This is a genomic window from Nostoc sp. UHCC 0251 (genome assembly GCF_034932245.1).
In the GTDB taxonomy this organism is placed as follows: Bacteria; Cyanobacteriota; Cyanobacteriia; order Cyanobacteriales; family Nostocaceae; genus Nostoc.
On sequence record NZ_JAYGHD010000286.1, the window covers coordinates 39,041 to 57,378 of the forward strand.

17 protein-coding genes are annotated in these 18,338 nt (G+C 40.5%); 11 read left to right on the forward strand and 6 right to left on the reverse strand.

All coding sequences use genetic code 11. The features are described from left to right. Positions 1 to 70: 70 nt before the first annotated feature. The 8 genes from VB740_RS18510 to VB740_RS18545 all read left to right on the forward strand — a co-directional run bounded on the left by VB740_RS18510 (position 71) and on the right by VB740_RS18545 (position 9,489). Positions 71 to 1,300 (forward strand): hypothetical protein, encoded by a 1,230-nt coding sequence (locus VB740_RS18510; RefSeq protein ID WP_416290130.1) that lies wholly within the window; start codon positions 71 to 73, stop codon positions 1,298 to 1,300. A gap of 104 nt (positions 1,301 to 1,404) precedes the next feature. After that, the gene (gene hypF / locus VB740_RS18515; protein WP_323201403.1) at positions 1,405 to 3,753 is read left to right on the forward strand and encodes a carbamoyltransferase HypF; all 2,349 of its coding nucleotides are present in this window, start codon (positions 1,405 to 1,407) and stop codon (positions 3,751 to 3,753) included. Positions 3,754 to 3,834: 81 nt separating this feature from the next. Further along, entirely contained in the window at positions 3,835 to 4,095 is a 261-nt protein-coding gene (locus tag VB740_RS18520) for a HypC/HybG/HupF family hydrogenase formation chaperone (RefSeq protein ID WP_190940095.1), read from the forward strand. 147 nt (positions 4,096 to 4,242) lie between these two features. Further along, positions 4,243 to 5,424 (forward strand): hydrogenase formation protein HypD, encoded by a 1,182-nt coding sequence (gene hypD / locus VB740_RS18525; protein WP_323201404.1) that lies wholly within the window; start codon positions 4,243 to 4,245, stop codon positions 5,422 to 5,424. 36 nt (positions 5,425 to 5,460) lie between these two features. Then, a complete protein-coding gene (gene hypE, locus VB740_RS18530) occupies positions 5,461 to 6,564 on the forward strand; it encodes a hydrogenase expression/formation protein HypE (RefSeq protein ID WP_323201405.1) in 1,104 nt (367 codons plus the stop codon). A gap of 20 nt (positions 6,565 to 6,584) precedes the next feature. Continuing rightward, positions 6,585 to 6,926 (forward strand): hydrogenase maturation nickel metallochaperone HypA, encoded by a 342-nt coding sequence (gene hypA, locus VB740_RS18535; protein WP_323201406.1) that lies wholly within the window; start codon positions 6,585 to 6,587, stop codon positions 6,924 to 6,926. Further along, positions 6,917 to 7,732, forward strand: a complete 816-nt coding sequence (hypB, locus tag VB740_RS18540) for a hydrogenase nickel incorporation protein HypB (RefSeq protein WP_323201407.1) — start codon at positions 6,917 to 6,919, stop codon at positions 7,730 to 7,732. The genes hypA and hypB overlap by 10 nt, the downstream gene beginning before the upstream one ends. A 173-nt stretch (positions 7,733 to 7,905) precedes the next feature. Then, complete coding sequence (locus VB740_RS18545) at positions 7,906 to 9,489, forward strand: alpha-amylase family glycosyl hydrolase (protein WP_323201408.1); 1,584 nt, start codon at positions 7,906 to 7,908, stop codon at positions 9,487 to 9,489. Between the two features lie 463 nt (positions 9,490 to 9,952). Here the strand turns inward: VB740_RS18545 and VB740_RS18550 are convergent, their stop codons facing one another. The 6 genes from VB740_RS18550 to VB740_RS18575 form a co-directional block, all read right to left on the reverse strand. Continuing rightward, positions 9,953 to 10,327: a hypothetical protein gene (locus tag VB740_RS18550; RefSeq protein WP_323201409.1), complete on the reverse strand. Its 375-nt coding sequence runs from the start codon at positions 10,325 to 10,327 to the stop codon at positions 9,953 to 9,955. After that, positions 10,317 to 11,324 carry an LLM class flavin-dependent oxidoreductase gene (locus VB740_RS18555; protein WP_323201410.1) on the reverse strand — a complete coding sequence of 336 codons (1,008 nt, stop codon included), beginning with the start codon at positions 11,322 to 11,324 and terminating at the stop codon, positions 10,317 to 10,319. Before VB740_RS18555 ends, VB740_RS18550 begins: the two co-directional genes overlap by 11 nt. A gap of 135 nt (positions 11,325 to 11,459) precedes the next feature. Next, entirely contained in the window at positions 11,460 to 11,822 is a 363-nt protein-coding gene (locus VB740_RS18560; RefSeq protein ID WP_323201411.1) for a hypothetical protein, read from the reverse strand. A gap of 333 nt (positions 11,823 to 12,155) precedes the next feature. After that, positions 12,156 to 12,467, reverse strand: coding sequence for a hypothetical protein (locus VB740_RS18565; RefSeq protein ID WP_196509908.1), 312 nt, complete (start codon positions 12,465 to 12,467; stop codon positions 12,156 to 12,158). A 2-nt stretch (positions 12,468 to 12,469) separates the two neighbouring features. After that, positions 12,470 to 12,751: a hypothetical protein gene (locus VB740_RS18570; protein ID WP_323201412.1), complete on the reverse strand. Its 282-nt coding sequence runs from the start codon at positions 12,749 to 12,751 to the stop codon at positions 12,470 to 12,472. Between the two features lie 38 nt (positions 12,752 to 12,789). Beyond that, on the reverse strand, positions 12,790 to 13,212 hold the full coding sequence (locus VB740_RS18575; protein WP_323201413.1) for a hypothetical protein: 423 nt from the start codon (positions 13,210 to 13,212) through the stop codon (positions 12,790 to 12,792). A 1,104-nt stretch (positions 13,213 to 14,316) separates the two neighbouring features. Between VB740_RS18575 and cysK the strand changes: the two genes are divergently transcribed. The 3 genes from cysK to VB740_RS18590 all read left to right on the forward strand — a co-directional run bounded on the left by cysK (position 14,317) and on the right by VB740_RS18590 (position 18,150). Further along, complete coding sequence (gene cysK / locus VB740_RS18580; protein WP_323201414.1) at positions 14,317 to 15,276, forward strand: cysteine synthase A; 960 nt, start codon at positions 14,317 to 14,319, stop codon at positions 15,274 to 15,276. 567 nt (positions 15,277 to 15,843) lie between these two features. Then, complete coding sequence (locus VB740_RS18585; RefSeq protein WP_323201415.1) at positions 15,844 to 17,073, forward strand: vanadium-dependent haloperoxidase; 1,230 nt, start codon at positions 15,844 to 15,846, stop codon at positions 17,071 to 17,073. A gap of 183 nt (positions 17,074 to 17,256) precedes the next feature. Then, entirely contained in the window at positions 17,257 to 18,150 is an 894-nt protein-coding gene (locus VB740_RS18590) for a hypothetical protein (RefSeq protein ID WP_323201416.1), read from the forward strand. The last annotated feature ends 188 nt before the right edge of the window (positions 18,151 to 18,338 follow it).

Consider the following 18,338-nt stretch of genomic DNA (forward strand, 5'->3'; position numbering starts at 1 on the left):
ATCTATTTGCATAGCTTGAAATTCAAATTAGTTACAAACTGCTACTCTTGATACACATCAATATACGCGAATGCGGTTGGATATTAATTATCACTTATCTCCAATTACTCATCAACGAAAATTGCCATCAGACAAAACAGTAAATCACCGAACTTTACCTTTATCACCTCAAGGTGCAGAGGTAATTTTAGGCAACATTATTGAACCACAGCAATTAGTAATACCTGTAGAACCCAGTCCCGCAACAATGTTTGGGCCTCGTGCTGCTTGTTTGTTATCAGAAACAGGCCCCTTATGGGTATCAGATACAGGACATCATCGATTATTAGGATGGCAGAATTTGCCTACCAGAGATAGTCAACCTGCTGATTGGGTAATTGGACAACCTGACTTTTATCATGAGGGACAAAATGCTAAAAGTATACCGGGAAGGGCAACCCTAAGTGTACCAACAGGGATTTGTGCTTGCGGTGAAGGGTTAGCTGTAGCAGATGCTTGGAATCATCGGGTTTTGATTTGGAAAAACTTACCAGAAGATAACAATGTTCCGGCAGATTTGGTGTTAGGGCAAGTTAATTTTACTGATAATGAACCAAATCGGGGAAGTCAACAAGCATCTGCTTGTACAATGCACTGGCCCTATGGTGTTTTTTATCATCAAGGGCGGCTATTTATTGCTGACACTGGTAATAGAAGAGTATTAATTTGGCATCAATTACCAACAGAAAATGGTCAACCCGCTGATTTAGTTTTGGGACAACCAGATATGATATCTCGCAATGAAAACGGCGGTGGTTCTCCAACCGCAGCGAGTATGCGTTGGTGTCACGACATCACCCTTTGGGGAGAAAATCTGGTTGTTAGCGATGCAGGTAATCACCGGATAATGATTTGGCAGGGAATACCAACAGAAAATAATACTCCTTGTGCAGTAGTTTTAGGACAAAAAAGCTTTGATTTTGTGGAAATGAATCAAGGAGTTTATTTGCCAAGTGATAGTAGTTTGAGTATGCCTTATGGTGTAGATGTGGCTGGCGATTGGTTAGTAGTTGCAGATACTGCTAATTCCCGTTTGTTAGGATGGAGAAAACCAGAATCAATTTTATCACTGCAAAATGTAGTGGCAGATGGGTTAGGAGGACAAATAAATTTTCAAAGTAAAGGTGAAAATCGTAATTTTGGACTACCTAAACGAGATAGCTTAAATTGGTGTTACGGAATAAAAATTTGTGGTAATACAGCAGTCATAGCTGATTCTGGAAATAACCGAATTTTGCTGTGGCAGTTTAATAATTCGTAATTCGTAATGGGCTACGCCCCGCTACGCCCCGCTACGCTAACGTAATTCATAATACTTGCCTCCGGTGAGAAGCAAGCTACATAATTTTTGAAAGTCAGATTTATATGGCGACTGAAGAAATTAGAGTTCGCGGCACAGTTCAAGGGGTAGGATTTCGCCCTACTGTATATCGTCTGGCTAAAACCTGCGGTTTGCGTGGAGATGTTTATAATGATGGCCAAGGTGTATTAATTCGGGTATCTGGTAGTGAGGAGGCAATAAACGAATTTGTTGCCAGATTGCAAACAGAGTGTCCACCGTTGGCAAAAATTAATCAAGTAACAAGAATTATTTATAAAGGTGAATTTAAATTTGATGATTTTGTAATTTCTACTAGTGTCAGTAATGCCATTAAAACAGAAATTACCCCTGATGCAGCCACTTGTCCGCAATGTCAAAAAGAAATATTCGACCCTTTTAGCCGCTTTTATCGTTACCCATTTACTAACTGCACTCATTGCGGCCCCCGCTTGAGTATTATTCGTGCCATTCCTTATGACAGAAGCAATACCAGTATGTCTGCGTTTGCTATATGTTCAGAATGTGCAAAGGAATACCACGATGTCGAAAACCGCCGTTTTCACGCCCAACCTGTTGCTTGTCATGCTTGCGGCCCTACAGCTTGGTTAGAACGCGCTGATGGTAAATCGGTTACTGCTTCCATGTTCTCTATGTTGGATGATGTTGATGCCGTTTGTACTTTGTTACAAAAGGGTGAGATTGTAGCAATTAAAGGCTTAGGTGGTATTCATCTGGCTTGCGATGCAACTCAGGAAACCGTTGTACAAAAACTGCGTCAGCGTAAAAGGCGCTATCATAAACCCTTTGCTTTAATGGCGCGAGATATTGAGGTAATTGAAGAGTATTGCACTATTAACACCAAGGAAAAAGAATTATTAATAAGTTCTGCTGCACCAATAGTTTTACTACAAGCGACAGGTAAAAAAGTAGTAGCACCATCAATAGCATCCGGGCAAAATACTCTCGGTTTTATGCTACCTTATACACCCTTACACCATTTAATTTTGCGGCGGATGAATCGCCCAATTATTTTAACAAGTGGCAATATTGCCGATGAACCGCAATGTATTGATAACGACGAAGCAAGAGAAAAATTAGGGACAATCGCTGATTATTTTATCTTTCACAATCGAGAGATTATTAATCGAGTAGATGATTCTGTTGTGCGTGTTATTGGTGATAAAGTTCAAACAATTCGCCGTGCCAGAGGGTATGCACCAGCACCAATTAGTTTACCACCGGGATTTGACAAGGTGCCGCAAATTTTAGCAATGGGCAGTGAGTTAAAAAATACCTTTTGCTTATTGCGTGAAGGAGAAGCAATTCTCTCTCAACATTTGGGAGATTTAGAAAATGCTGCGGCTTTCAATGCATACCGAGAAACTTTGAATTTATACTTAAATTTATTTGAGCATAAACCAGAAGTAATCGCTATAGATAAACATCCTGAATATCTCTCAAGTAAACTTGGAAAAGAACTTGCAGACACAAATCAAATTCAAATTCATCAAATCCAACATCATCACGCCCATATTGCCGCTTGTATGGCAGAAAATGGTATTTCTCTAGATTCGCCTCCAATCTTAGGCATTGCTTTAGATGGTTTAGGTTACGGCGACAATAGTACACTCTGGGGCGGAGAATTTCTTTTAGCAGATTATCGAAAGTTTCAGCGACTAGCAACATTTAAACCAGTAGCAATGATTGGTGGTGAACAAGCGATATATCAGCCTTGGCGTAATACCTATGCTCAATTAATATCTGCTAACCTTTGGGATGATTGTCAAGAACAGTATGCTGATTTAGAAATCGTAAAATTTCTGAAAAGTAAGCCACTTAAACTACTTAATCAACTTATAGAGAAAAAAATTAACTCTCCTTCAGCTTCCTCAGTGGGGCGATTGTTCGATGCGGTGGCTGCGGCTATCGGTATTTATAGAGATGAATGTAGCTATGAAGGACAAGCTGCGATCGCAATGGAAGCTATAGTAGATGTTAGCAGCTTAAATAATGATGAAGAAACGCTAATATATCCTTTTAGTTTTAGCTTTTCAGATAGGATTTATTGTATAGACCCACGCCCAATGTGGCAAGCCTTACTCTCTGACTTGCAGCAGCAGATTCCCCAACCAGTTATCGCTGCTAAATTTCACAAAGGTTTAGCTAATGCGATTGTGGAAATGGTTAAGTACCTTCGTCAAGACAATCTGATTTATCAGGTAGCTTTAACAGGAGGAGTATTTCAAAATTGTATATTGTTACAGCAAGTTAGCAAACGATTAGAAACATTGGGGATAAAAGTACTAACTCATAGCTTATTTCCAGCTAATGACGGCGGATTATCTCTAGGACAAGCAGTGATTGCAGCCGCGAAATTAATACACAAGTATTGATATTTAACAACCCTTCTCTGACAAATAATTCTCTCTGTGTTCTCCGCGCCTCTGCGGTTAGTTTATCTTCAAAATAAAAAAATGTGTTTAGGAATCCCCGGACAAATTATAGAAATTACCAACGTTAACCATAAATTAGCCCTAGTTAATATTGGTGGTGTGAAGCGCGAAGTAAATATTGCCTGCATCGTTGATGAACAACATCCCCCCGAAGCTTGTATTGGCGATTGGGTGCTAGTACATGTTGGCTTTGCCATGAATCGAATTAACGAACAAGAAGCAGCAGAAACATTACAACTATTTCAAGAATTAGCAGCAGCACAAGCAGGGATTAGTACTTAAATAATATTTTTTCTCACACATAAAACAGTTTCAAACATCTTTCTTTCTTTCTTTCTCTCTCTCTTTCTTCGCGCCCTTCGCGCCCTTTGCGGTTCGTTAAAAAAAATTCCCTACCACAAAAGCGAAATTAACTATTCCCCAATCCCTATGAAATATGTTGACGAATTCCGCGAACCGGAAAAAGCAGAAGCCATACTCCGCGAAATCACCAAATTAAGCCACCAGCTAGAAAAACCCATCAAAATCATGGAAGTATGTGGCGGACATACCCACTCCATTTTTAAATATGGTATCGAAGAAATTTTACCCCAAGCCATCGAACTAATTCATGGGCCTGGTTGTCCAGTATGCGTGATGCCAAAAGGGAGATTAGATGATGCGATCGCAATCTCCCAAAATCATAACGTCATTTTTGCCACCTTTGGCGACGCAATGCGAGTTCCCGGTTCCAAAACGAGTTTACTGCAAGCTAGGGCACAAGGTGCAGACATCCGTATGGTGTACTCTCCCTTAGATAGCCTACAAATTGCCAGAGATAACCCCGATAAAGAAGTAGTTTTCTTCGCATTAGGCTTTGAAACCACAGCCCCCAGCACCGCCTTCACTATTCTGCAAGCAGCAGCCGAAAAAATTCCTAACTTTAGTATGTTTTCCAATCACGTCCTCGTGATTCCCGCCCTCAAAGCATTATTAGATAATCCCGACTTACAACTAGATGGATTTGTTGGGCCTGGCCATGTCAGTATGGTAATTGGCAGTGACCCATACCAATTTATTTCCCAACAATATAATAAGCCAATTGTTGTCTCAGGATTTGAACCCTTAGATATTCTCCAATCAATTTGGATGCTATTGCAACAGCTATTAGAAAATCGTTGCGAAGTTGAAAATCAATATAACCGAATTGTCCAAAAATCTGGAAACACAGTAGCGCTAGAAGCTATCAATAAAGTTTTCGCAGTGCGAGATAGTTTTGATTGGCGCGGCTTAGGTGACATCCCTTATTCAGGATTAAAAATTAAACCTGAATATGCTCAATTTGATGCCGAACTTAAATTTACCATTCCTAACCTCAAAGTAGCCGACCATAAAGCTTGTAAATGTGGAGAAATTCTCAAAGGAGTCTTAAAACCTTGGGAGTGTAAAGTATTCGGTACAGCTTGCACACCAGAAACACCAATCGGTACTTGCATGGTATCTTCCGAAGGCGCTTGTGCAGCCTATTACAAATATGGACGACTCTCCACCATTGCTAAAAGAACAATCACCCAAAAACCAAAAATAACTCAAGAACCTCTCCCCGCCTGCGGCTTCTCTTCAGACTTATAATAGTCTGCGTTCCTTTGCGTTTAAAAAAAATTTAATATGAATATTTCCCCCACAAACCCAATCCCAAATCCCCTATTCCAAAAAATAGAAAAAGTCCGCCGTCGCCAAAGTAAAGTACAAGATACTCACATAACTCTCGCACATGGTAGCGGTGGTAAAGCCATGCGCGATTTAATAGATGATATCTTTATCAGCAATTTTGATAACCCAATTCTCTCACAACTAGAAGACCAAGCCAGCTTCAACCTAACCCCTCTCCTCCAACAAGGAGACAGACTCGCATTTACAACAGATTCTTATGTTGTAGACCCGTTATTTTTCCCCGGTAGTGATATAGGAGAATTAGCCGTAAACGGTACAGTTAATGATTTAGCTGTCAGTGGTGCTAAACCTTTATATCTAACTTGCAGCGTAATTTTAGAAGAAGGATTACCTGTAGAAACCTTACGCCGTGTTGCAAACAGTATGAAAGCAGCCGCAGAAAAAGCGGGTATTCAAATTGTCACTGGTGACACAAAAGTTGTACATCGTGGTGCTGCCGATAAACTCTTTATTAATACTGCTGGTATTGGTATCATACCGCGAGGAATTAGTATTTCTGCCCACAATATTCAACCTGGAGATGCAATAATAATTAATGGTGAAATAGGCAATCATGGTACAGCAATTTTAATTGCCCGTGGAGAATTAGCCTTAGACACTAATATTGAAAGTGATTGTCAGCCGTTGCATAGTTTAGTAGAAACTATTCTCCATGCATGTCCACAAGTTCATGCTATGCGAGATGCTACACGCGGTGGTTTAGCGACAGTCTTAAATGAATTTGCCCTCAGTTCTAATGTGGGAATTCGTCTGTACGAAGAATCTATCCCAGTGCGGGAAGAAGTCAACGGAGTTTGCGAAATTCTCGGTTTAGACCCGTTGTATTTAGCTAATGAAGGTAAGTTAGTTGTAGTGGTTCCAAAAAAGAATGCTGAAAATGTTTTATCAGCTATGAAATTACACCCAGCAGGCAAAGATGCTTGTATTATTGGCGAAGTTATTCCTTCACCCCCAGGTATCGTATTGTTAAAAACAGGTTTTGGTGCTGAAAGAATTGTTGATATGCTGGTAGGCGACCAATTGCCACGAATTTGTTAATCTTTAATAGATTTTATAATATGCACGAATTTGGAATTACCCAAAATATTGTGGCAATTGTGACTGAACACGCTAAAGGCGCAAAAGTGCAACGAGTTTCATTAGAAATCGGCAAACTTTCAGCCATAATGCCTGACGCTATCCGATTTTGTTTTGATATTTGCACTCAAGGCACAGTTTTAGAAGGGGCGACATTAGAAATTTTAGAAATTCCTGGTTTGGGTCGATGTCGCCAATGTGGTGCAGAAGTTTATTTAGATAAACCATTCGGTATCTGTAACTGCGGTAGCGTGCAATTAGATTTAATTACTGGTGAAGAACTTAAAATTAAAGAAATAGAAATCGAGGAATTATGTGTGTAACCTGTGGTTGTTCTGATGATGGCGAAATCAAAATTACCAATCTGGAAACAGATGAAGCTGAACATAATCATACTCACACTTTACCAGATGGAACTGTCATCACTCATTCCCACAGTCATGATACTCATATAGAAGCACCTCAAATTCATGCAAAAATACACAATACAACAATATCTTTAGAACAGGATATTTTAGCAAAAAATAATCTACTAGCTGCCCAAAATCGGGGATGGTTTAAAGGTCGAAATATTCTTGCTTTAAATTTAATGAGTTCTCCCGGTGCAGGGAAAACAACTCTTTTAACGCGAACCATCAATGATTTAAAGCATCAACTATCTATTAGTGTCATTGAAGGCGACCAAGAAACTGCTAACGATGCCAAAAAAATTAAAGAAACAGGTTCCAAAGTCATCCAAATCAATACCGGAACAGGCTGTCATTTAGATGCATCAATGATAGACAGGGGTTTACAACAACTGAATCCACCACTAAATTCAGTTGTAATGATTGAAAATGTCGGAAATTTGGTTTGTCCAGCCTTATTTGATTTGGGAGAACAGGCAAAAGTAGTAATTCTCTCAGTCACCGAGGGAGAAGATAAGCCGCTAAAATATCCGCATATATTCCGTGCGAGTGACATAATGATTCTCACGAAAATCGATTTGCTACCTTACCTGCAATTTGATGTTCAAAAGTGCATAGAATATGCTAAAGAAGTAAATCCCCAAATTCAGATTTTTCAGGTTTCCGCAACTACTGGTGCTGGCTTAGAAAATTGGTATACGTGGCTAACTGTATCGTCATAGCAAAAACTCCGCGCCCCTCTGCGCTTTCCTTTCCGTACCTCTGCGTTTAAAATAAAACCTATCATCACAAAATTAAGCCACCAATAATCCCTCTGTGGGTTGATGAAAAGTGGAAGTATTTTTGCAAGATATGAGATGCATACTGCCATTCTCCTATCTGTGCGTAAATCCTCATGGCTAAAGTTGAAGAATTGACACCCCAGCAACTCTCCGAAACAAACCTGAAACCACGAGGGAGAGTTTATCCGAGTCCTATCAATTGGCGCGACCAATTTTTGTACCAATTGATATTAGATAGATTCAGTGACGACAATGAAAATAAAAGGGAACTTTTTGACCGCAGCGACCTTTCAAAATTCCAAGTTAAAGACAAAGCCGACTGGATGGTAGCAGGGACAAAGTTTGTTGGTGGCACTCTTAGGGGAATTAAGAGTAAATTGGATTACTTGCAGCGATTGGGAGTAACAACGCTGTGGATTAATCCACCTTGGCGACAACCTTCTGAGTTAGAAGCTTACCACAGCGATCGCATCCAAGATTTTTTAAGTATTAACCCCCACTTTGGAAGCCCTCAAGATTTAAGAGATTTAATTGATGCTGCCCACGATCGCAGGATGTATGTCATTCTTGATGTAGTATACAACCAGAGTGCCGATAACTGGTTCAACAGAAATGACGCGATCGCAGCTTTAGCAAGAGTTTATCAATATTGGATTGCTCTTTCTGACTGCGATGGTTTTAGGATAAATAGCCTCAAGCATGTTTCTCCAGAAGATTCCCGCAAATTCTGTACAGCAATTCATGAATACGCTGAATCTATTGGTAAAGACAACTTTTTACTAACTGGGGAAATGACTTCCGGTAGTATGGCTGGTGCGTACATAGACATTATTGGTCGCAACCTCAGTGCTGTATTAGACAGCGTACACGCCCCTAATGAATTGACTGCATTTGCAAAAGGGTTAGTACATCCAAAGCAATTTTTCGATTTATATAGCGAAAAGAATCTTGCAGGAGAATACCGCCAAATTGGGACATATCATGTCTCCATTTTGGATGATGATGAGATGTCATTCCGTACTCATAAGCAGCGATTTGCCGCAAACAGTAATGTGCCTAATCTTTATGAACAAGTTGCTCATGCTGTCGGAGTGCAATTAACTACGCCAGGAATTCCTGCTATTTATTATGGAACAGAACAGGCTTTTGATGGTAATGAAGGTTATCACGATAACACCATAGAAGGTGGCAGCTTTGCCGAAGATAGATATATCAAAGAAGCCATGTTTGGCGGTGCTTTTGGCGCATTTCAAACAGCAAACTGTCATTTCTTCGATATTGACCATCCTACCTATTTGCGGATAGCTGCGATCGCGCGGATTCGTAACAGTCACGATAAAATTGGCAAAGCATTGCGCCGTGGACATCACTACCTGCGCGAAACATCCTTTTATGATTCCCCCTTCTCGATTCCCGGACAAGGTGAATTAGTTGCTTGGTCACAGACTTTATTTGACACAGAAGTGTTGATGGTGCTGAATACCAACGGCTTAGAAAATCGCGGTGCAGAAGTGACAGTAGATACTTACATGCATCCTCCAGACTCGACTATGAGCTTTTTATACAAGAGTGATTGGAGTGATTCATATTTACGCTACCCACCGCGCGGACAAACTGTAGATGTACAACATCATGACGACCTTCGCGCAACTGTGCGAATTGATTTGCCTCCTTCAGGAATGGCGATTTTGGTGTAGCTACAACCGTTTGCCTGATTACTTAATTAAACCCGAAGAACCCTACCTCTTAATCTCCTCCACTTGCTAAGGCTACCGTATACACACAAGTCTTACCGCAGCCATATATTTGTTAACAAATCTGGCACTGCGTTTCTATTCCGCCTCGGAATGAATTCCGAGTCTCATAGCTGAAGTCCACTCAAGTGGGCTGAATTAATCATTTAGTCCACTTGAGTGGACTTTAGCTATCAGCCCTGAACTTCAGTTCTGGGCGGGATATCGGTCAGTGTAACAGTTTCACTCTGACAAAAATGTGGGTAGAGGACGACTTGTGTATATGGCGAGGCGAGACAAAGCGTAGTTTTGGCGGGGTGCAATGACTGTGAGAAGCATGAATTGATAAAAATTGCAACACCCTGCACTTTAGGAGTACAGGGTGTAAGACAGCTATATTTTGTGTGATTCCCAGTTTCTATTTACCTCAAAGCCAATCTCGATAAGCTGATATTTCATTTACGCTGATTTCAAATGGCATCCCCTTGCCAAATGGCGGATAAACGCGGATTTTACCGTTGCTAGCAAACCGCTCTAACCTATTACCTAACTGGGCAATATTGCTGACTATATGCCAGTAAGATACTAAGTCAGGGCAGTCAACAATTAATGTTAGAATGCTAGCATTTGTTGTGATATACCACTGACAATTAGATAATAGGACTCGCGTAATGCGATCGCAGGCTTGATAAAAGCACCTACCTGTAGACTGTTCTAGCTCCATTTGCAGCATTCCATCCTCTTTTGTTACCTCAGATGGAGGTAAATCATCGGGAGGAAGCTGGTATAGTTTAGAAGACATAATTTCGCACCTCTTGGTTGTAGCGCGTCAAACTCTCCAGGTTTTTTTGCATATCCGAAGACGAGGGTTTGAGTGCTAACGTACCTAAATTTAATTCGTCTTGAAATTTCTTGATTTTGTCTCGACAAGTCTCCACATCACCAATAATTGAATTTTCAATCAAATAATCTTCGTCGAAACAAATGTTTGTGCGATCAAATGGTTTTTGGTTGGGATTCGCACTATTCTGTAATACTTCAGCCGAATTAGCTGTCATTTTCTTGCTAAATTGGCGGATGAAAGGCAATGCCTCACTCACTGCCTCATCAAATGTTTTGCCAACATAAAAAAAGCGTGCCAACACGAAGTTTTCCGCACCACTAGAATTTAAGGCTCGATATTTAGCAACAGTATCCTTCAATCTCTGTAGGGAGAATGGCGGCCCACCCATCAAGCTGAAGGAATGTTTAGCAGCAAACTCGATACCATCATCGCCGCCAGTGGCAACATACACTGGTATTTGACTCTGCAATGGTTTTGGGTAAATTGTTAAGCGATCGCATTGATAATACTTGCCATTAAATGATACATCAGTTTCATATAACAGCTTGTGAATCAGTGCGATCGCTTCTAGCATTCTGGGACGGGCTTCACTGGGGAGTGTCGCAAAATGTTTATTTTGTTGGGGAAAGGGGCCACCTTTGGCAACTCCAAATAATAATCGTCCATTGCACAGGTTATCCAGAGTGGCGATATCCTCCGCTACCCGAATTGGGTTATGAAATGGCAGTAACACCGCCGCAGTCCCCAATTGGATAGTTGAAGTCATTCCCGCCAAGTGTGCCATTAACAGCAACATAGACGGACTGAGATTGGATTCACTAAAATGATGTTCACTCACCCAGGCTGACTCAAAACCTAAACTTTCTGCCTGTTTTATCAGCGCGACTTGCTCAGAAATGGCACGACGAGCATCTTGGTGATGATTATCGTAATTGCAGAAAATTCCAGTTTTCATTACTTGCGTTAATACTTTGTGCTGGCTATTCTAGTGGTCAATATGTTCGTAGTAAGCACTTTAGTGCTTCAATATTTAAGGATTAAAGCTCCCACTACAAACACCTTTACTCCTCTCCATTAATGCGATCAAAAACTAATTTGCAACCCACTGCAACTCCAACCATAGGCGTGGGTTATTGTGTTTGATGTTCGACATCGGATCGCGCAATAATCGTTTGGCATTCATGCAGACTACTTGTACTAGACCCATGTTGTCTGCTACTTCTCTGAGTATTTCTTTGTGGGCTTGCACACAGGAAATCATTTCGGCAGAGCAATAAATTCCGATATATTGCAAGCGTCTAGCAGGTCGTCCCCAAAAACAGGTGATGACTTTCACATAACACCCGTCTAGTAATTCCCCAACTTTTGGGTAGTAGTGGTTGAGGACTCTTGTGAATTCTTTGGCTAAGATATCTTCAGCAATCATTGGAACTGATATTTCTGTAGCGTCCATCACGCTATTTAATATAACATAATTTTGTCAGTTAAATATGACAAAATAGCCTATTAGGTTTAAATTAAATATTAAATATTGCATAAAAAAAGAGGTGTACCTTATTTGGTATCACCTCCGATTTGCGTAAAGCATATTTATATTAAAAATTCGTAATTCGTAATTCGTAATTCGTAATTAAATCAAGTATCAAAGTAAGCGATCTCTACAGGTTTTACTATTCATTATGGGTAAGGTCTAAATCCCAATCTATAAGCGTAGCGGTAGTTAGCCCGCAAACTTCATTACGAATTACGAACTATTGTTGAATTCTAAATTTTGAATTTTTAATTATTATCGAGCGTTGCGTTCACAAACTAAGACTTCTGCTACGATATCTGGCACATTTATAAAGTCCGTAAATCCTTCAGAACCACGGATTGGTGAGATAAACGTATAGTTTGGATCACACACTCCATTGTCATATACTTGAATAAACCACCTATCTGGAAATCCTTCCACACCTAGTTCTACAGTATACCAACTCTCGCCAATCAGACGAGAGTTAAAGATTGTAAACCACTCCCTATTCTCTTCTGAAATATTCCAATCTGCCATGAGCAGTTCTAAAGCTATTTGTCCCGCATCCGTTGAAGTCAACAACATTTTTACTCCTTATTGGCGACTTCAGAATTTGCAACTTCAGTATTGGGAACTTCCGGGTATAACCCTAGTTCTTTAGCTAGCTCACGCGCTACAAAAAATAAGAATTTGGCACCATCTTGATTGCCTTCATGGGCAAACATAGTTGCTACTTGTAACATTGTTTCTACGAAACCAGAATCAATCAATTCTGGCTTAGATTCTAAAATTTCTGGTTCTTGACCATTAGGGCATCTGAGTAACTCATCAATCAGATTAAAATACAGTTGTTGGCGTTGTTCTGACATGGTATTTTTTTGATTTTAGTGAGTTAATTGGGAATTGGTCACTGTTCGATACTTTGCTGCCACAGTCTTTCTAACATTTCAACTTGTTCTTTTAAAACAGCCGCACGATGTACAAGATATCTGTCGTAAAAGAGAATGCCTAACCCAATACAAATAGGGGTTAACAAGAAGAACCATTGCAGGATTGTGGCAAATTTATATTTTTCAGCAACAGTCAGCATTTGATGAATCACATTACGATCAGAGGATTGGATGCTAGTCTGAGGGGAATGTGTAACCTCTGTCTGGGGAGCCAAGGCGGGAGCATCTTTAGTAATCTTGTTAACTTCGTAAGCTAAATTCTGAGATTTTACTAAGTCCAGATGTCGCTCCCAAATTATGCCAAATACTACTAGCCCTGGAGAAAGCATTGTTAAGGTAACTACACAAACTGTAAGGACATTTAAAACTTTTGCTTTCATCTCGGCTCTCCCTTGCTAGGTAGTCTGCACCCAGTAAGAAAATATCCTTTGCTGTTTATCTCAAACAGTTTTGATATTAAAATATGTGTAATCGGTAATTTTCACAATCATAAGTTGTCAGATGTTTTTCTAACTTCTACTGACTCCTGACCAATGAAAAGTTACCAATACTTTCACAAAATGTAGGATTATTCAATCAGAAAAAACGCACTTAGATCCTATAATCTGGTTTAATCTTACTCTCAAAAGGGAGATTAAGAAGTCCCCCCTAGTTCACTAAGCTTGCGCTCAGGAATGTTGGGGGGTAGAGGGGAATCTCTGCGTAAATCCTATACGATTTATATCAGCCGCTCTCCACAAAACAGTTTACCCTAGCCCCGTTAAGATTATTAAATTCATTAGAATAGTACTCAAAGCTTGTAATTACCGTCTGATAAGGCTTATAAAAATTAATTGGGGTATGGGTACTAGTGTTTTTGGGACGGGGTTCTAGTGTTTTCGAGGTGGGGTTCTGGTATTTCTGCACTCAAGCTTAAAGCAATGTAGGCAATGGTTAAGGACTGTTTTTAATGCAAATCTAGGCAAAGAAAAATTGCACTCAAAGGAAAATATCAATGTCTTTTGATAAAGATAAACTAATAAATTAGAAAAAACCATTAAATGTTGTGAAAGTAAATTATATTTCCATAACAAATAGGAGATATTAAAAATAATGGTAAAAATTATGCATATATACAGAATTTCAGACTAAAACGCAATAGTCAGCAAATCCAAATGGTAAAATACAAATATGGCTAGCTAGTACAGAACGGTGGAAATGAACCTACATTTCATTACAGTCAGAAAGCCTAAAATTAAAGCATGTGTAACTTTTGACTTTTGACTTTTGGCTTTTGACTTCCGCCTAGCGGTACAGCCCTTTGGGAAAGTAAGAATCAATGGGAGCATCTGATAAAAGTTCTTCCTAAACTTTCATATCTTGTGGTTTAGTTAGAATACATAGTATATGCACTCATTGACACTAAACTACAAGTTCAATACACAAAAGCTTATTGTTATAAGTAAATACTCTGTACTAAAATTTAGGATTTTAGGAGTTAAATAATGCGGATTGCTCAAGACATAACAGAACTTATCGGACGGACTCCTTTAGTTCAACTGAACAAGATTCCTCAAACTGAGGGAGTAGTAGCAAGGATAGTTGTCAAATTAGAAGGGATGAACCCAGCGGCTTCGGTGAAAGACCGCATTGGGTTAAGTATGGTACTCTCAGCAGAAGCAGCTGGCTCAATTTCCCCTGGAAAAACTATTTTAGTTGAGCCTACTTCAGGTAATACAGGAATTGCTCTAGCGATGGTAGCAGCAGCGCGTGGCTACAGTTTGATTTTGACAATGCCAGAGACAATGAGCCAAGAACGGCGGGCTATGCTCAGAGCTTATGGTGCATCTTTGGAGTTGACACCAGGTACTGAGGGAATGCGGGGAGCTATTCGCAAAGCTGAAGAAATTGTGGCTAATACTCCCAATGCTTTTATGCTGCAACAGTTCCGCAACCCTGCAAATCCTAAAGTTCACCAGGAAACTACCGCCGAAGAAATTTGGGGAGATACAGACGGGGAAGTGGATATCGTCATTGCTGGGGTAGGTACTGGTGGAACCATTACTGGTGTTGCAGAAGTACTCAAACAGCGCAAACCGACATTTAAAGCGATCGCAGTTGAACCCAGCAACAGCCCAGTTCTCTCCGGTGGTGAAGCCGGGCCACACAGAATTCAAGGTATTGGTGCCGGATTTGTCCCCGATGTTCTCCGCCTAGAATTGGTTGATGAAGTAATTAGAGTCAGCGATGAACAAGCGATCGCTTATGGACGACGATTGGCAAAAGAAGAAGGCTTATTATCTGGCATATCCTCTGGTGCAGCTTTGTGTGCTGCAATTCAAGTAGGGAAACGTCCAGAAAATGCCGGGCGGTTAATCGTGATGATTCAGCCTTCCTTTGGCGAACGTTACCTCAGCACACCCATGTTTCAAGACTTGTCCTTAGAAACTGCTGGCGTCCGTTAAGGAAAGCAAGAAGATATCTAAAAAGTTAGGAGTCGGAAGTCACAAGTCTTCTGGCTCCTAAACTATATTTACCACACTATGTACTTTTTACAACTTAACTCTACTGTTCAACTAAGTATATAATTTAACGCTATCTTTGTGTGATCGTTACTCAAATCGCAATAATATTTCACAAAACAATGATAATTTAATCTATCTTAAGATAGATTTTAAAAACTCACGGTAACAAATATGCTGTTAGTACTAACATCTTGTGTTCCTGATTAATCGTTCCTGATAGATCATTTGTAAAGTAAATCTTAAGTGCTTAACTGATATATATTTTTCAGTTCTGTTTATGTTTAGGTTAGTGTATGCAACAAAGTTAAATAAATGTTGTATTTTGCTTTGTGATAGTCAAAGTCATCTTTATGCTGCGAAAGCATTTAGCTGCCTGGCTTCCTAAACTAGATACGCTTAATAATTACCTTACAAGTAGTCAATAGTGATCTTTGTTGAGAGCGATCATTTTAGATTATTCTCCAGTATTTTGTAGAACACACTTAGTATTTAATACTACTAACAATAATGAGAAACTCATTCTTTCTTAAGAGTGCATCTGCTATATCTCTGCTTGTTTTTACTGCTATTCCAGCAGCTCATGCTCAGGTTCCCAATCAGCCAGATAATGTACGCTTCAACCCTAAAGATACTTTCACCAATCCCCAGTTTCCAGCAATCCTAGACGATTCGCAGATTGTTGCTCCTACTGCCCCCAACTGGGTGATCCCCCAGAATCCGGTGAGAAGATTTGACAGGTTTATCCTTCCTGCACCGCCCTCTAATACCTCTGCCCAAACCGCAGATGAACTAAGGGAATTGAACCAATTGGCAGCTACTCGTACCAATCCTAATACGATCAAAGTTATTAGTCGTTGGAACTTTGACCCACCGGCTTCAAGCTACAACGACTATTTTGACCATTTAGCTCAACTTTATAAATACAGTCCACCCTTGGCAGCGCGTTGTAGTGCCATGCTGAACGAAGGTATCTATGCTGGTCTTTTATCGGCGTGGTACAACAAATTCATGTACTTACGTCCCCGCCCGGATCAAGTAACTAATTATGCTTTTCGAGCGGATAATCCAAGTCTACCTACACCTTATCATCCAGCTTACCCCTCTGGTCACTCCACCTCCGCCGGTGTCTTTATGGCTGTGGGGGCGGCATGTTTTCCTGAAGAACCAGTGGAAAACTTCGTTGCCTTGGGTAGAGAATCCTCCCTTGCCCGGAGACAAGGAGGTGTACACTACTACTCTGATTCAGTAGCTGGTGAAGCCTTGGGGTATACCGTTGGCAGTGCAGTGGTAAGGGGTTATAGAGACGACGGTTCTCCACTTGGTGGCAATACTGCTGCTTCTGTATATAGTCGTCCACCGTCGTTTAACTCTAACGGTACGCCGACTACTACCATCGCAGTAAAGAAAAAAGCCACCATTACTGTTGGGCCACAACTTAGTTCAGACCCAGGTAGGCCTGGCAAGCTGAGGATCATCTTAGTACCCATCAGGCAAAACGGACAGTTTTCCAATGCTCCTGTTGTGAAGAATCCACCCGATCCACTGTTCAATATCCCAGCAGCTAGTACAACACAGCTTGGCCCCGTTGCACCAACAACTATCAATCCTAGTGGAAGAGAAAGGAACGCTCCAGCGGCTTTCTCCGATCCAGATCCAGCCCCTAATACGGGTAATGTAAATAATCTTGCTCCTATAGCTCCATTAAATGAGGTAGATTCTGCTCCCTCAAACAAATAAGCTTCCCAAAGCATTGTTTTAGAAGTCTTTCAAAATCAGCTGTTGTGTATATAACTTATATACACAACAGATTAAATCTGCTTTATTCATTTGGCGTAATTAAACTTTGAGTCAACGCCCCTTGTTAATTAACAATATGACGGTGCTTATCTCAATAAACTACAGCTTTATTCAATTATGATCATGCAATTACAAGAGATCATCCCAGTGAAATTGCGCTTTAACTTATGTGTTGTGGCATTAAGTCTCATAGCTACCGCTACACCCTTAATGGCTCAAACTCCCGCCCCTGGACACAATCAAGTTCACACTGAGTCTCAAGGTAATAATAAACCGTCCTTTTTGCCGAAAATCCTTTCTGATATTAAGATTGAGCGTCAATCGCTTAAATCTAGTCTGTTATACGAAGGTATGACTCAAGCTGAGGTGGTAAAGGTGATGGGAAAACCAACTGATGTCAAGGTGTTTTCCAATTTAGATATGCATATTGAAATCCTAAATTATCGCCAAGAGCCAGTTATCACTAAAGTCTCAATGATTGATGGTTATCTGTCAGGCATTGCTTGCGAAGTCAAAACCATAACTACTAACGATATTCCTCCTTTTGCTCAGGGCATTAAAATTGGAATGAGCCGTCAAGAGTTGCTGAAATTGATGGGCGAGCCTTTCTCCGAGCAACGCAATGACATTTCTATTTACAAGCTTGAGCGACTCGCATACGTAAAAGATGGTCAACTACCAGTAAATGTAATTCTCACAGATGGTCGGGTGGAGGCTATGAATGTCGGATTGGAAACTCCAGGCAAAATTACACAAATCATATTGCCAGCAGAACCAGCCATGCCAAAAAGTGGCGCCGTCTACCAACGTATCCGAATCGGGATGAACCCGCAACAGGTGATATCGCTTTATGGTCAGCCTACTTTTGTACAACCTTCAGTGTTTAAGCAACAGAAGGTTGTAGACTTTGTGTACGCTACCCTAAATACAGATGCTTCCACTAGATTTACATTTATCGACGACGTGCTGACACGTTTTTCTTTTATTCCCCAAGCAAATTTCTATCGTTCTAAGTAGTAGTCTGTCAAGGAATAATTGACGAGTCCATTCTTTGTAGAGACAGCGATTTATCACGTCTCTCAAACGTGTCAGTTTTTAGACGCGATAAATCGCGTCTCTACATGAGGGCTTTCTGGGTTATCCCAAGGGTATTGAGATAAAACTAGTGACTTGTGTGTACACCGTAGCTCCTAAGAGGAGAGAGG